This window comes from Phaeobacter sp. JH204B, from assembly GCF_048055755.1.
GTDB classification, from domain to species: domain Bacteria; phylum Pseudomonadota; class Alphaproteobacteria; order Rhodobacterales; family Rhodobacteraceae; genus Phaeobacter; species Phaeobacter bryozoorum.
In genome coordinates this window covers 101,627-114,805 of record NZ_JAYMXF010000019.1, presented here as the reverse complement: position 1 = coordinate 114,805, position 13,179 = coordinate 101,627, and the positions used below count along the sequence as shown (strand labels likewise).

Sequence of the window (13,179 nt, the reverse complement as noted above, 5' to 3'; positions counted from 1 at the left end):
AAATAACGGAGGACTTTTCCATGGCACGTAACGCACTCGTCACCGGCGGCTCTCGCGGCATCGGCGCTGCAATCTCACAGGCGCTGAAAGCGGAAGGCCATACTGTGGCGGCGACCTATGCCGGTAATGATGAGGCAGCGGCGAAGTTTACCGATGAAACCGGCATCAAGACGTACAAGTGGGACGTTGCCAGCTACGAGGACAGCGCCGCTGGCATCGCCAAGGTTGAAGCGGATATCGGCCCGATCGATATCGTCGTCGCCAATGCAGGCATCACCCGCGATGCTCCGTTCCACAAGATGACACCGGAGCAATGGCAGCAGGTGATCGACACCAACCTCACTGGTGTCTTCAACACCGTGCACCCGATCTGGCCCGGCATGCGCGAACGCAAGTTCGGCCGTGTGATCGTGATCTCCTCGATCAATGGTCAGAAAGGGCAGTTCGCTCAGGTAAACTATGCCGCGACCAAAGCAGGCGACCTCGGCATCGTGAAATCTCTGGCCCAGGAAGGGGCGCGGGCGGGCATCACCGCCAACGCGATCTGCCCAGGCTATATTGCGACCGAGATGGTGATGGCCGTTCCTGAGAAGGTCCGCGAGTCGATCATTGGCCAGATCCCAGCTGGCCGCCTGGGTGAGCCGGAAGAGATTGCTCGCTGCGTGACCTTCCTCGCATCAGAGGACTCGGGCTTTATCAACGGCTCCACCATTTCGGCCAATGGCGCGCAGTTCTTCGTGTAAGACCGCACCAAGCACACATGGCAAGGGCCGGTCCACTGGGCCGGCCCTTTTCCAATCCCGTAAGGACATGCGCGCTATGCCCAGCGGGAAACCCCGGCACGCAGCCGCGTGGCGCGACGCGGTGCAAATATACGCGCCCACAGCGCACGTACGACCTGGCCGCGCTCCTCATGTGCGCGTTGCAGGGCGAGTTTCACGGTAGCACTGGCAGAATATTCCATCGTTTCGGCCTCCATTCAGATCAGTGTTGCTAACTTGACCTAGATATGCGCCTTTTCGTGACAACAGACAAACGAGACTTTTCAGCACTTCACTTAAGTATTACTTATCTCATATGTCTGATCGCCTGCCACCACTGACCGCCCTGCGAGCCTTTGAATCCGCCGCCCGCCATATGTCCTTTGCCCGTGCGGCACAGGAGTTGAACGTGACCCCGGCAGCGCTGTCATTTCAGATCAAATCCCTGGAAGAGCATTTGGGAACACCGGTATTCCGCCGCCTGAACCGCGCCGTCGAGCTGACAGAAGCAGGGGCTGCCCTGGCGCCCGGGGCGTCTGATGGGTTTCAGGCACTGACGGCAGCCTGGCGCGCGGCAATCCGGCTACAGGACGATGGGGTCCTGACGGTCACGGCCGGCCCTGCCTTTACCGCGAAATGGCTGGCGCCGCGCTTTTACGAGTTTGCGCGCGCCCACCCTGAAATCGACCTTCGGTTCTCGGCCAGCCTGCGCCGTGTCGATCTGATGCGCGACGACGTTGATGTGGCGATCCGTTTTGGCTACGGCCCATACCCAGACGTCTATTCAATGCCGCTGCCTGTGGAGTGGGTGATGCCGGTCATGACACCTGATATCGCGCAGCGTTACCCCACCGTCGCCGCGCTGAAAGACGCGCCGCTAATCCACGACGATTCACTGAACTTTATGTCACCGCAGCTCGACTGGACCGCCTGGTTCAAGTTGATGGGTGAGGAGTTCAACCCCACCCATGGCGCCCGCTTCAGCAACGCCGACCACGCGGTGGATGCCGCTTTGGCGGGGGCCGGGGTGGTTTTAGGGCGGCGCGCGCTGGTGGTAAAGGATCTTGCCGAAGGGCGTCTGATTGCCCCCTTCAAAACGGCGCTAACCGGCAAGGCCCGATTTAGTTTCCTCTGTCAGAAAGGCGCTGAAACGCGCCCGCAGATCGTGGCATTCCGCGACTGGATCCTGGCCGAAATCGAAAAGACCGCCGCTGTGTCAGATGGGCTGACCATCGTGTCGGTAGACAGTCTCACATGACCAGGAACCGCGCAACGGCAACCGGCTTTGTCGCGGTATTGCTTTGGTCGCTACTGGCTGTTCTCACCGTTGGCACTGCGCCGACCCCACCGCTCCTGTTGAACGCCTTGTGTTTCACAATCGGCGGTTCATTGGGCCTCATTTGGTGTTGGCGCAGTGGTGGCCTCACGGCACTGCGACAAGTGTCATGGCGGGTCTATCTCTTCGGCAGCCTCGGTCTCTTTGGCTATCATGCGCTTTACTTCTCCGCGCTGAGGATGGCCCCCGCAGCCGAAGCAGGGCTCATTGCCTATCTCTGGCCATTGCTGATTGTGCTGTTGTCCGGCCTGCTGCCCGGGGAAACACTGCGCGCGGGGCATTTGCTGGGGGCCCTCCTCGGCTTCGCCGGTGCCGCAACGATCATCACCGGTGGCGGAGCCGAGTTTGATGCCGCGGCACTGCCCGGCTATGGGCTTGCGCTACTCTGCGCACTGACGTGGTCGGGATATTCCGTGCTTGCGCGACGCCTGGGGACAGCCCCCACCAGCACGGTTGCCGTATTCTGCCTGATCACTGCGGCAGCATCCTGGGGCCTTCATTTCGCGCTGGAAGAAAGCCATTGGCCCATCGGCATCAGCGGTTGGGGAGCGACAGTCGCGCTGGGTTTGGGGCCGGTCGGCCTTGCGTTCTATGTCTGGGACATCGGAGTGAAACAGGGTGACATCCAACTGCTCGGCACCAGCTCTTATGCAGCACCTTTGCTTTCAACACTGATCCTTGTTGTTGCAGGAATTGCGGCTGCGTCATGGACGCTGGCGATTGCAGCCTGCCTGATAACAGGCGGGGCGCTGCTGGCCGCGCGGGCCAATGCGACGCCCTGAAGCATCCATCTACCGGCGCATCCCTCCCCAGGGCCGCAACAGAAAATCCCGCGCCAGACCCAGAAACAAGAAGGGGTCACCAGCCGTGCTGATGACCCCTAACAACCAATCGGTTCTGCCTCAGGCACCGCAGCGACGGGACTGCGGTCACCTCAGATCAGATCACTCTCTCAGACGGCAAGTTCCTCCGTCGAGAGACGTTTAATTTCTTCTTTGAGTTTCAGTTTCTGTTTCTTCATCGACGCGATACGCAGCCCGTCGGTCGCGGGTGAACGTTGGGCGTGTTCGACTTCCATGCTCAGATGCTCGTGCTTCTTCTTTAGTTCGGTCAGATGCGAGCTGAGGCTCATGTCATTCCTCCTTCTTTGAGCGTGTTGCGTACAAAGTGAGTGGAACACAAGATTATTGCTCTGTCACGCTGCAGAAGCATATATTTTGTCATGAAACCGTCATTTCGGCATGTCCTCGCCGAATGAGAGCCGATTCTCCGCGAGTCTCCCGCAAATATCAGCTTGGCCAGGGCAACCCATGGCCATCACGAAGAACAGCCCGGATCTCCGCCTGGTAGTTTTCGGCGTCACGCAAATGTGCTTCACCGTTGTGCAGGATCAGCGGCGCATGCAGCCTGAACCCTGCACGACCACCCTTGCGCGCCCGCAGCAGAACCAATTCGGCGCCACGACCGACACGGGCGGCCAATGGCAACACCTCAAGTGAGCCCAGACGTCCAAGACAGGCCCCAAGCATTTCCGGCAGGCGATCGGCCCGCTGAATCATGTGCAGATATCCCTTATGGGTGAGGCGTCGCGCGGCGGTATCGATCCAGACGGTCAACTCCGTCGCCCCGCCGAGCGCAATCTGCCGCCCCACGTCCTGCGCCGGACTATGCGCACCGGCGCGATAATAAGGTGGGTTGGCGATGACATGATCAAACTGGATCTGGCGCAGATCCACCGGCAGTGCTGCCAGATCAGCCTCGACGACCGTGATATCGACTGCGTTCAGCGCGGCATTGCGTCGCGCCAGATCGGCATAATCGACCTGAAGCTCGACCCCGGTCAGGTCCAGATCCGGGACCCGCGCAGCCAGACATAACAGAGCCGGACCGCCTCCGCAGCCCAGCTCCAGCACCCGATCACCAGGCTGTGCGGGAACGGCTGCGGCCAGCAGGACAGGGTCGACCCCTGCGCGATACCCCTGCTTTGGTTGCAACAACTGTACCCGCCCACCCAGAAACGCATCCTGGCTAAGAGCGCTGTCCTCAAATCCCGACATCAGCGCAGCGGAATATCATTGTCACGCATCACGCGCTCGGCAGCGGCATGATCATCGCTGCGCACCATCAATCTGCGCGGGAATATCCCGATACCACCTTCAAGGATGCTCATATTTACGTCCATTTGAAAGCAGTCTATATCCTCACCCTCAAGAAGGGCGGTGGCAAAGGCCATGACAGTTGGGTCGGTGCTGCGCAAAAGTTCCTTCATAGGGATGGATCTAAGGGCAAGGGCTGCGCCTTGTCGAGCCTTGCAAGCGGGAAAACGATGAATCAAATCCTGACGCAAAAGCCGCATGACATGCTGGCCGCGACACTCAGCGACGAAATGGCAGCGGTCAATACGCTGATCCAGACACGCATGGCCTCGAAACATGCGCCGCGCATTCCCGAGGTAACGGCCCATCTTGTCGAGGCCGGCGGCAAGCGTTTGCGCCCGATGCTGACCCTCGCGGCAGCGCGCCTGTGTGGCTACAGCGGTGAAAACCACGTGAAACTGGCAGCGACCGTTGAATTCATTCACACCGCCACCCTGCTGCATGATGACGTGGTTGACGAAAGCGGACAGCGCCGCGGTCGCCCGACGGCCAATCTCTTGTGGGACAACAAAAGCTCGGTTCTGGTCGGCGACTACCTCTTTGCACGCAGTTTCCAGTTGATGGTGGAAACCGGCTCTCTGCGGGTGCTCGATATCTTGGCCAACGCCTCGGCGACCATTGCCGAGGGTGAAGTTCTGCAAATGACTGCGGCCAGCGATCTTGCCACCGATGAGGCCGTGTACCTGCAGGTTGTGCGCGGCAAGACAGCAGCGCTGTTCTCCGCCGCAACTCAGGCCGGTGGCGTCGTAGCCGGCGCACCCGAAGCGCAGGTAGACGCGTTGTTTGCCTATGGAGATGCGCTTGGTATCGCCTTCCAGATTGCCGACGATCTATTGGATTATCAGGGTGATAGCTCCGCGACGGGAAAAAACGTTGGCGATGATTTCCGCGAACGCAAGCTGACCCTGCCGGTGATCAAGGCCGTTGCACAGGCCACCGCAGAAGAGCGCGCTTTCTGGGTTCGCACCATTGAAAAGGGACGTCAGGATGAGGGCGACCTCGACCATGCGCTGTCCCTGATGGACAAATACGACACGTTGGCCGCGACCCGCCGCGATGCGATGGAATGGGTTGCCAAGGCACAGGACGCCTTGACCTCCCTGCCAGAGGATCCGATCCGCCAGATGCTGCATGATCTGGCCGACTATGTTGTCGCCCGCCTTGCCTAGGCCTAAAGAATAACCGGATTAACGCCTGGGAGGCCCGCACCGCTGCGCAGGCTTTTTTGGCTGTGCGCCGGTCATGCCAGCAACCGGCCCGCGCGCACCCACCAGTCAGGATGTGCCGCCTGCAAGGTGGCAGCCGCCGCCTCTGCCGTCGCCTCGTCGGCAAATAACGCGTAGCAGGTCGCACCTGACCCCGACATCGCGTGAAACAGCGGGGCCAAACCCGACAGCGCGTCGAGAACCGCTCCGATCAGAGGCTCGAGCATGATTGCCGCCCCCTGCAGATCGTTGCGCTGACCCGAAAGCCAGGCCGCCAGCTCCTCTGCGCTCTGCCAAACGGGTAGCCTGTCGGGCATCGGTGGGTTGTCACGTTTCTCCATCGCGCGAAAAATCGCGGGCGTGGCGACTGACACCCCCGGATTGACCAGAACAATCGCGCAGTCGGGCAAGGCTGGCAGCCGCTCCAGCTGCTCACCGATACCACGCATCCGCTGGGCGCCCGGCTCCATGCAAACCGGCAGATCCGCTCCCAGGGGGAGAACCTCTGCAACTCCGGGAAGAGGTACCTGCCACAGCTCGCACAGGACCCGCAACGTCGCCGCCGCATCGGAGGACCCGCCCCCGATGCCAGAGGCCGGTGGCAGCTGCTTATCCAACCTCAGCTCCGCCCCCCGCTCGACCTCTAACAGCTCAGCCGCTTTCATCATCAGGTTGGAGCTGTCGGTCGGTACACCCCTTGCCATCGCGCCCCCCACCCGCAGGCTCAGGGTGTCGGCAGATACAGCCGTGATCCGGTCCCCGATGTCAGCAAAGACCACAAGCGAATCCAGCAGATGATAGCCATCTGTGCGCTGGCCGGTCACATGCAGGGTCAGATTGATCTTGGCCGGGGCAAATCCCTCAACCGTCATGTGCCACGTTCAACGGCGCCGAACCCTCTTCGGCAAGAACGGCATCAAGCCCGCTTTCCAGCTTGCGGCGAATGCGCTCAGGGTCGGCTTCACTGTCAGTATCTTCGGGGTCGATGAACGACAGCGCGCGCTTCCACTGGAACTCAGCTTCCCGCGCCCGCCCGACAGCCCAGTAAACATCCCCGAGGTGGTCGTTGACCACAGGGTCGACCGGCATCAATTCAACCGCGGTTTCCATATGGCCAACCGCCTCTTCATAGCGACCCAGCCGATAGAGTACCCAGCCGAGGCTGTCGACGATATAGCCCGCGTCAGGGCGCGCGGCGACAGCGCGTTCGATCATCGACAGCGCCTCGTCCAGTTTGATCTGCTTCTCCACCAGAGAATAGCCGAGATAATTCAGAACCTGCGGCTGATCCGGGCGAATTTCGAGTGCGGCGCGGAAATCCGCCTCTGCCTGCTCCCAATTTTTCAGCCGCTCGTGGCAGATGCCACGGGCATACAGCAGGAACCAACGTCCCTCCACGCTTTCATCCATCAGCCCCAGCGCGGTGTCATAGGCAGCGACGGCGCCGCTGTAATCCTCCTGCTGCCGCAACAGATCACCCAGATTGGTGTGGACCGGTGCCTCTTTCGGGAAATCACGCGCCAGCTGCTGCAGGACCTCGGCGGCCGCATCAGGTTTGGCGGCGCGACGCAATGCTTCGGCGCGTCCCAGTTCTGCGGCGTGGTAATCCGGATGCTCGCGCGGCACCTGCTTGTAAAGCTCGATCGACAGGGCGTAGCGGCCCAGCTGGTCAAAGAGCTCCGCAGCCAGCAACAATGCGTCCACGTGATCTTCGCGCAAGGCAGCTGCGACACGGGCATACATCAGCACATAGTCATCGGCCATTTCACCATTAAGGGCAGCCCCCATGGTGAAGAACACTTCGGCAATGCCCTGTGTCGGCGTGGCCGCCAGCGTATAGGGAAGGGTTTCGCCATCCTTCAGCCGTGCGGACAGCGCTGCAAGCCCCGGATCCAGCTGCCCATTGAAGGCGTCGGACAGCACATCGAGCGCCTGTTCATTGCGCCCCAGCTGCGACAGAATCTCAAGCCGCGCGATCACCGCCCGACGCGAGGTATTGGTCAGCTGGCCCTCCTCGGCAGCAAACAGGGCCTCCGCCCCCTCGTAATCCCCGACAGAGGCCAGCGCCAGAGCCCGGTGATAGCGCGCGAAAAGGCCAAGCCCCTCTTTTTCACCCAAGACGTCAAACTGTGTCAGCGCATCGGACACTGAACCAGCGCCCAGATGTGCCCAGCCCAACAGCAAGCCATCCACCAGGGCATTGATCTCATACTGCCCCTCTTGCTGAGAGGTCACGCGTTCGATGATGGTCTGATAGTCCTCGGTCAGGACCAGGTTGGCAGTGGTAACGATATTGGCGACCTGACTGCGCGCGCCCATCTCCGACAGGCGGGCCGCGACCGGCGCGGCCCCTTTGATATCACCCAGCGCAAGCCGGGAAAACACGACATGCTCCATGAGCAGCGGGTTCTTCGGGTCGCGCACCAGCGCGCGGTTGTAATAATCCGCGGAGGCGCGGAAATCACTATCCAGGGTAGCAGCCCGTGCCGCCAGATACGCACCCGCCAGCCCATCTGCACGCACCGCATCGGCCTGCACCAGTATCGGCAGGGTGGTCGCCACGGCAAGAGCCGCTGCGCTTGTCAGGCTGCGAAAGAATGGGACGGGCACGGGGGGCCTCCTCGTTGGTGACTGGTCAAATACTGCCTCGCCACAAAGCGTAGAACGCCGCCCCTTAACACGCAATGGGGCAGCCCGCAGGCTGCCCCAATTATTCCGGCAAATACCTGCCGAAACCGATCACATATTCGGGTAGTTCGGCCCGTCACCGCCCTGCGGCGTGGTCCAGGTGATATTCTGGCTCGGATCCTTGATGTCACAGGTCTTGCAGTGGACGCAGTTCTGGAAGTTGATCACGAACTCCGGCTTGCCGTCCTTCTCCACCACCTCATAGACACCCGCAGGGCAATAGCGCTGCGCAGGCTCCGCGAACTTTGGCAGGTTGACGCTGATCGGCGTGTCCAGATTGCCCAGACGCAGGTGGCAGGGCTGGCTCTCTTCGTGGTTGGTCGCCGCAAAGGCAACGTTGGTCAGGCGGTCAAACGACAGCACACCATCGGGTTTGGGATAGTCGATGGGTTTGTGCTTGGAGGCTTCCTCGGTTGCCTCTGCGTCATTTTTACCGTGACCCAAAGTGCCAAACAGCGAAAAGCCCAACGTATTGGTCCACATATCCAGACCACCCAGCATCAGCGAGGCGGTGAGGCCCCACTTCGACCACATCGGTTTGACGTTGCGCACTTTCTTCAGGTCGGCACCGATCGCGCCGTCGCGGACACTGACCTCATAGTCGGCAAGTTCGTCGCCCGAACGCTCAGCCTTGATCGCGTCATAGGCGGCTTCGGCGGCTGCCTTGCCCGACAGCATGGCGTTGTGGTTGCCCTTGATGCGCGGCACGTTGACCATGCCAGCCGAGCAACCCAAGAGCGCCACGCCGGGGGCGACCAGCTTCGGCATCGACTGATAGCCACCTTCGGTGATCGCACGGGCGCCATAGGCCACGCGCTTACCGCCTTTCAGCAGCTCAGCCACCATCGGATGGTGCTTGAAGCGCTGGAATTCCATGTAGGGGTACAGATGCGGGTTCTTGTAGTTCAGGTGAACCACGAAACCGACGTAAACCTGATTGTTGTCGAGGTGATAGATAAAGGAACCGCCACCCGCGTTGCCCCCCAGCGGCCAGCCCATGGTGTGGGTGACAGAGCCCTCTTTGTGCTTGGCAGGATCAATTTCCCAGATCTCTTTCATGCCAACGCCGTATTTCTGCGGCTCCTTGCCGTCAGACAGGCCGTATTTGGCAATCACTTCTTTGGAAAGCGAGCCGCGCACACCTTCGGAGAGGAAGACATATTTGCCGTGCAGTTCCATCCCCGGCTCGGTGTTCGGACCATAGGTACCGTCGGATTCCAGACCAAAGACACCGGCAACCACGCCTTTGACTTCGCCATTGTCACCATAGACCAATTCGGAACAGGCCATACCCGGGAAGATCTCGACGCCCAGCTCTTCTGCCTGCTCAGCCATCCAGCGGCAGACATTGCCCATCGAGACGATGTAGTTGCCATGGTTGTTCATCAGCGGCGGCATCGGGAAGTTCGGGATGCGGATCTGCCCCGCCTCACCCAGCATGTAGAAATTGTCGTCCTTGACCGGAACGTTCAGTGGCGCGCCTTTTTCTTTCCAGTCGGGGATCAGTGCATCCAGCCCGCAGGGGTCCAGCACCGCGCCGGACAGGATATGCGCACCCACTTCAGAGCCTTTTTCCAGCACCACGACCTGCAGGTCGCTGTCCAGCTGTTTCAAACGGATCGCCGCAGACAGACCAGCCGGGCCTGCCCCAACGATCACAACGTCGTATTCCATTGCTTCGCGTTCAATCTCGGCCATCGAAGGCTCCTTAGGCTATGGCTCAGGACCAGCCCGTGCAGGCTGTGCGTCCTTGGCGCAATTTTCTTTCGCGGTTGCTTAGCGGGTGCCAGAGGCTCTGGTCAATCCAAACTCTACGTTACGATGATCTAGAACCCTCAATTGCGACAAATGGTGCGTCAAATATCGTCATTTGGCGCGCCGTTCCCGTCTTTGGCCAGATCCGCTGGCCGGTCCCCCATCAGATAGCGCGGCCCCTGCCCCTTGGAAGCGGCAGCATCATCCGGATTGTACAACTTGCAATTGGGCAGCGACAGGCAGCCACAGCCGATGCAGCCATCCAGATTGTCACGAAGCCGCTCCAGCGTTTCGATTCGGGCGTTCAGGTGCTCGCGGAACTGCGCTGAAAGCCGCGTCCAGTCAGCCTTGGTCGGGGTGCGCCCACCCGGCAGGCTCTTGAGAAACCCCTGGATCTCAGGCAGGGAAAACCCAAACTTCTGCGCGATCATCACAAAACTCAGCCGCCGCAGGTCCGCCCGGTGGAACCGCCGTTGTCCTCCCGCATTCCGCCAGGGCTCAACCAGACCCTGCGACTCATAATAGCGGATAGCAGACACGGCGAGCCCGGTTCGCTCCGCAAGATATCCGATCGACACGCCAGCTGACTTTGCCACAACCCCTCCATCAACCTGATAAACAACTGAAAAATAATAGGTTTACAGCTTCACCTTCAGGGTAAAGAAAAACCTTGATCTAAAGTTAGGTTGAGAAATTAGCCTACAGGTAATCGATCCAAACTGACAAGCATCGGAGCCTGATATGACTGTACGTCTTGAACATGCAAACATCACCGTTTCTTCCCCTGAAGCCACCGCCGCCTGGATGCTGGATGTGTTCGGCTGGCGCATTCGCTGGCAGGGTGAGGCTATCAACGGCGGCTACAGCCTGCATATCGGTGGTTCTGACAGTTATCTTGCGCTCTACTGCCCCCCGGAACCGCTGGCCAAAGCCCCGATCAGCTACGGCATCACCGGAGGGCTCAATCACATTGCCGTCGTCGTTGATGATCTGAGCACGGTCGAGACCCGTGTACGGGATGCAGGCTTCACGCCAGGTGAGCATCACGACTACGAGCCGGGTCGCAGGTTCTACTTCCGCGACCGCGACAATATCGAATTCGAGGTGGTGGAATATGATGCTTGATCTGCTCTGGCACACCAGCCGCCCGCGCGCGGTCCTGCCTCCGCGCCTCATCGCGCCTGATGCCGAACGCTCGAAGCGGCAATCTGTGGTGCAGCCACGCTTCGGGCGGGAAGAAACCCTGCTCAGGTACAGCCGTCTGCTAAAGCTGCTGCGGCAACTGGATCCGCGCCCGCGGGTGCCGCGTCACAGCATCACCGGCAAGACGTCCACCACAGCGCAGGTTCCCTGACCTTACTCCGTATCGGCAGGACTGCGAGGCGCCCACCCGTCGTCCCGCCTGTCCATGACGCGTTTGCCGCCATCCCGCACCCCGGACAGGTGCAAAACGGACAGGCGTAAAAAAGTGGAGTTTTCCGCCTGTTGGCATGAAATCGCTGTGGACAGCCCCTGCCGCCCTCTTGCATTCGGCGGCAGGATTGGGTCAGGTAAATGAGACATAACCGGTTTGTCCCGCTGTCAGTCTGGCAGTGGGACAAACCGGTTTTCCTATAGACGCGAACCGCCACGGCCGGTGGCAGAACCTGACACGATATCTGGACACAGACATGGAAAAGATCCCGATGACCCCCGCGGGTCACGCCGCCCTAGAAGCTGAATTGAAGACCCTGAAGTCGGTCGAACGCCCGGCCATCATCAAGGCCATTGCCGAAGCCCGCGAACTCGGCGATCTTTCGGAAAACGCCGAGTACCATTCCGCCCGCGAGAAGCAATCCTTCATTGAAGGCCGCATCAAGGAGCTGGAAGGCATCCTGTCGCTCGCCGATGTGATCAACCCGGCCAAACTGTCCGGCGCGATCAAATTCGGCGCCAAGGTCACCGTCGTCGACGAAGACACCGATGAGGAAAAGACCTGGCAGATCGTCGGCGAGCATGAGGCCAATATCGAAGCGGGCCTTCTGAACATCAAATCCCCGATCGCCCGCGCTCTGATTGGCAAGGAAGAAGGCGACAGCGTCGAGGTCCGCACCCCAGGCGGCGACCGCGCCTATGAAATCCTCAAGATCGTCTTTTCCTGATACGCATTACCGGCTCGGCGCCAGTCACCGGCGCCCCGCCATGTCCATCTCACCGCCGCGCCATGCGGCATATGCCAATCTCTCTCGCCACCCTCTGTTTCGAGCAACAGTATGACCCGCACCAGTTCCACCGCTGCAAAGCCGCCCACCAGCGCCCTCGACGCGCCGCCGGAACGACCGGTCTTTGGCCTGATCGAGGCTGCGGCGCTTGCGTTGAGCGCGTTGTGGCTGCTCGTGGTTGTCGCAGTTTTCGTGCTGGGTGGTACGCCTGACGCGACGCCTGCGGCGGGATGGTCGGATATCCTGCTGCGGATCGTCGCTGTGGTCCTGCCTGTCCTCCTGATCTGGGTCGGTGCTATCGCTCTGCGATCCGCCCAGGTGATGCGGGATGAATCGCAGCGCCTGCACGCTGCCATCGACGGAATGCGCAACGCCTATATCGCCCATGCGCAGCAGGCGGCTTCGGTCTCCGAACCCTCCGTCACACGCAAGTTGGACGAGATTGCCGCCGCGACCCGCAAGACGGAAACCGCCCTCGCGACATTTCACACCAGCCGCCGTGATCGACCCATGCCGAGCATATCCACCACCGCGGCGACGGGCGGCGACGCGACCGATCAGGGACTGCTGGCGCTTGGCACGCCCGCCGAGGATTTTGCAGCCCCGCTGCCTGCTCCGCAATTGATCCGGGCCCTGAATTTTCCTGAAACCGCCGAAGACGAGGAAGGCTTTGCCGCCCTGCGCCTTGCCTTGCGGGACCGCAAAGCCGCCCAGATCATTCAGGCCGCGCAGGATGTGCTCACCCTGCTCAGCCAGGATGGCATCTACATGGATGACCTGCGCCCCGATATGGCCCGACCAGAGATCTGGCGACAGTTCGCCCAGGGCACACGCGGTCGCGCCGTTGCCGCATTGGGTGGCGTGAGGGATCGCAGCTCACTTGCCCTGACAAATGCGCGGATGAAACAGGATCCGATCTTTCGCGATGCCGCACATCATTTCCTGCGCCGCTTTGACCAGATGCTGGCGGAATTTGAACAAGAGGCCAGCGACGCCGAGATATCATCGCTTGGCGAAACACGCACCGCCCGCGCCTTCATGCTGCTGGGGCGGGTCGCTGGCACCTTTGACTGACGC

General features: G+C 60.8%; 16 protein-coding genes. 8 read left to right on the top strand and 8 right to left on the bottom strand.

Annotated features, from left to right (window positions below; all coding sequences use genetic code 11):
* The first annotated feature begins 20 nt into the window (after window positions 1–20).
* The gene (gene phbB / locus VXL81_RS10855) at window positions 21–743 is read left to right on the top strand and encodes an acetoacetyl-CoA reductase (RefSeq protein ID WP_416536434.1); all 723 of its coding nucleotides are present in this window, start codon (window positions 21–23) and stop codon (window positions 741–743) included.
* 74 nt (window positions 744–817) lie between these two features.
* Here the strand turns inward: phbB and VXL81_RS10850 are convergent, their stop codons facing one another.
* A complete protein-coding gene (locus VXL81_RS10850; RefSeq protein WP_416543660.1) occupies window positions 818–964 on the bottom strand; it encodes a hypothetical protein in 147 nt (48 codons plus the stop codon).
* A gap of 113 nt (window positions 965–1,077) precedes the next feature.
* Here VXL81_RS10850 and VXL81_RS10845 point away from each other — a divergent pair, with 113 nt between their 5' ends.
* Both VXL81_RS10845 and VXL81_RS10840 read left to right on the top strand, forming a co-directional pair.
* A complete protein-coding gene (locus VXL81_RS10845; RefSeq protein ID WP_416554216.1) occupies window positions 1,078–2,019 on the top strand; it encodes a transcriptional regulator GcvA in 942 nt (313 codons plus the stop codon).
* The gene (locus VXL81_RS10840) at window positions 2,016–2,879 is read left to right on the top strand and encodes a DMT family transporter (protein ID WP_416554214.1); all 864 of its coding nucleotides are present in this window, start codon (window positions 2,016–2,018) and stop codon (window positions 2,877–2,879) included. The genes VXL81_RS10845 and VXL81_RS10840 overlap by 4 nt, the downstream gene beginning before the upstream one ends.
* A gap of 170 nt (window positions 2,880–3,049) precedes the next feature.
* Here VXL81_RS10840 and VXL81_RS10835 read toward each other — a convergent pair whose 3' ends face one another.
* The 3 genes from VXL81_RS10835 to VXL81_RS10825 all read right to left on the bottom strand — a co-directional run bounded on the left by VXL81_RS10835 (window position 3,050) and on the right by VXL81_RS10825 (window position 4,366).
* The gene (locus tag VXL81_RS10835; RefSeq protein ID WP_340544264.1) at window positions 3,050–3,229 is read right to left on the bottom strand and encodes a YdcH family protein; all 180 of its coding nucleotides are present in this window, start codon (window positions 3,227–3,229) and stop codon (window positions 3,050–3,052) included.
* A 157-nt stretch (window positions 3,230–3,386) separates the two neighbouring features.
* Complete coding sequence (locus VXL81_RS10830) at window positions 3,387–4,154, bottom strand: tRNA1(Val) (adenine(37)-N6)-methyltransferase (RefSeq protein ID WP_416554212.1); 768 nt, start codon at window positions 4,152–4,154, stop codon at window positions 3,387–3,389.
* Window positions 4,154–4,366: a DUF2007 domain-containing protein gene (locus tag VXL81_RS10825; RefSeq protein WP_340544262.1), complete on the bottom strand. Its 213-nt coding sequence runs from the start codon at window positions 4,364–4,366 to the stop codon at window positions 4,154–4,156. The genes VXL81_RS10830 and VXL81_RS10825 overlap by 1 nt, the downstream gene beginning before the upstream one ends.
* A gap of 57 nt (window positions 4,367–4,423) precedes the next feature.
* On the opposite strand from VXL81_RS10825, the gene VXL81_RS10820 reads away from it, so the two are divergent.
* Entirely contained in the window at window positions 4,424–5,422 is a 999-nt protein-coding gene (locus VXL81_RS10820; RefSeq protein ID WP_416537177.1) for a polyprenyl synthetase family protein, read from the top strand.
* Between the two features lie 71 nt (window positions 5,423–5,493).
* Here VXL81_RS10820 and VXL81_RS10815 read toward each other — a convergent pair whose 3' ends face one another.
* The 4 genes from VXL81_RS10815 to soxR all read right to left on the bottom strand — a co-directional run bounded on the left by VXL81_RS10815 (window position 5,494) and on the right by soxR (window position 10,497).
* Complete coding sequence (locus VXL81_RS10815; RefSeq protein ID WP_416554211.1) at window positions 5,494–6,330, bottom strand: 4-(cytidine 5'-diphospho)-2-C-methyl-D-erythritol kinase; 837 nt, start codon at window positions 6,328–6,330, stop codon at window positions 5,494–5,496.
* Window positions 6,320–8,068, bottom strand: coding sequence for a tetratricopeptide repeat protein (locus VXL81_RS10810; protein ID WP_416554209.1), 1,749 nt, complete (start codon window positions 8,066–8,068; stop codon window positions 6,320–6,322). Before VXL81_RS10810 ends, VXL81_RS10815 begins: the two co-directional genes overlap by 11 nt.
* Window positions 8,069–8,197: 129 nt before the next feature.
* Window positions 8,198–9,844, bottom strand: a complete 1,647-nt coding sequence (locus tag VXL81_RS10805) for a 4Fe-4S dicluster domain-containing protein (protein ID WP_416554207.1) — start codon at window positions 9,842–9,844, stop codon at window positions 8,198–8,200.
* A 158-nt stretch (window positions 9,845–10,002) separates the two neighbouring features.
* On the bottom strand, window positions 10,003–10,497 hold the full coding sequence (soxR, locus tag VXL81_RS10800; RefSeq protein ID WP_340544256.1) for a redox-sensitive transcriptional activator SoxR: 495 nt from the start codon (window positions 10,495–10,497) through the stop codon (window positions 10,003–10,005).
* Between the two features lie 145 nt (window positions 10,498–10,642).
* Here soxR and VXL81_RS10795 point away from each other — a divergent pair, with 145 nt between their 5' ends.
* The 4 genes from VXL81_RS10795 (at window position 10,643) to VXL81_RS10780 (ending at window position 13,176) form a co-directional block, all read left to right on the top strand.
* Window positions 10,643–11,026 carry a VOC family protein gene (locus VXL81_RS10795; RefSeq protein WP_416554205.1) on the top strand — a complete coding sequence of 128 codons (384 nt, stop codon included), beginning with the start codon at window positions 10,643–10,645 and terminating at the stop codon, window positions 11,024–11,026.
* Window positions 11,016–11,255, top strand: a complete 240-nt coding sequence (locus tag VXL81_RS10790) for a hypothetical protein (protein ID WP_416554203.1) — start codon at window positions 11,016–11,018, stop codon at window positions 11,253–11,255. Before VXL81_RS10795 ends, VXL81_RS10790 begins: the two co-directional genes overlap by 11 nt.
* A 316-nt stretch (window positions 11,256–11,571) precedes the next feature.
* Window positions 11,572–12,042: a transcription elongation factor GreA gene (gene greA / locus VXL81_RS10785; protein WP_340544253.1), complete on the top strand. Its 471-nt coding sequence runs from the start codon at window positions 11,572–11,574 to the stop codon at window positions 12,040–12,042.
* A gap of 111 nt (window positions 12,043–12,153) precedes the next feature.
* Window positions 12,154–13,176: a hypothetical protein gene (locus tag VXL81_RS10780; RefSeq protein ID WP_416554201.1), complete on the top strand. Its 1,023-nt coding sequence runs from the start codon at window positions 12,154–12,156 to the stop codon at window positions 13,174–13,176.
* Window positions 13,177–13,179: the final 3 nt, after the last annotated feature.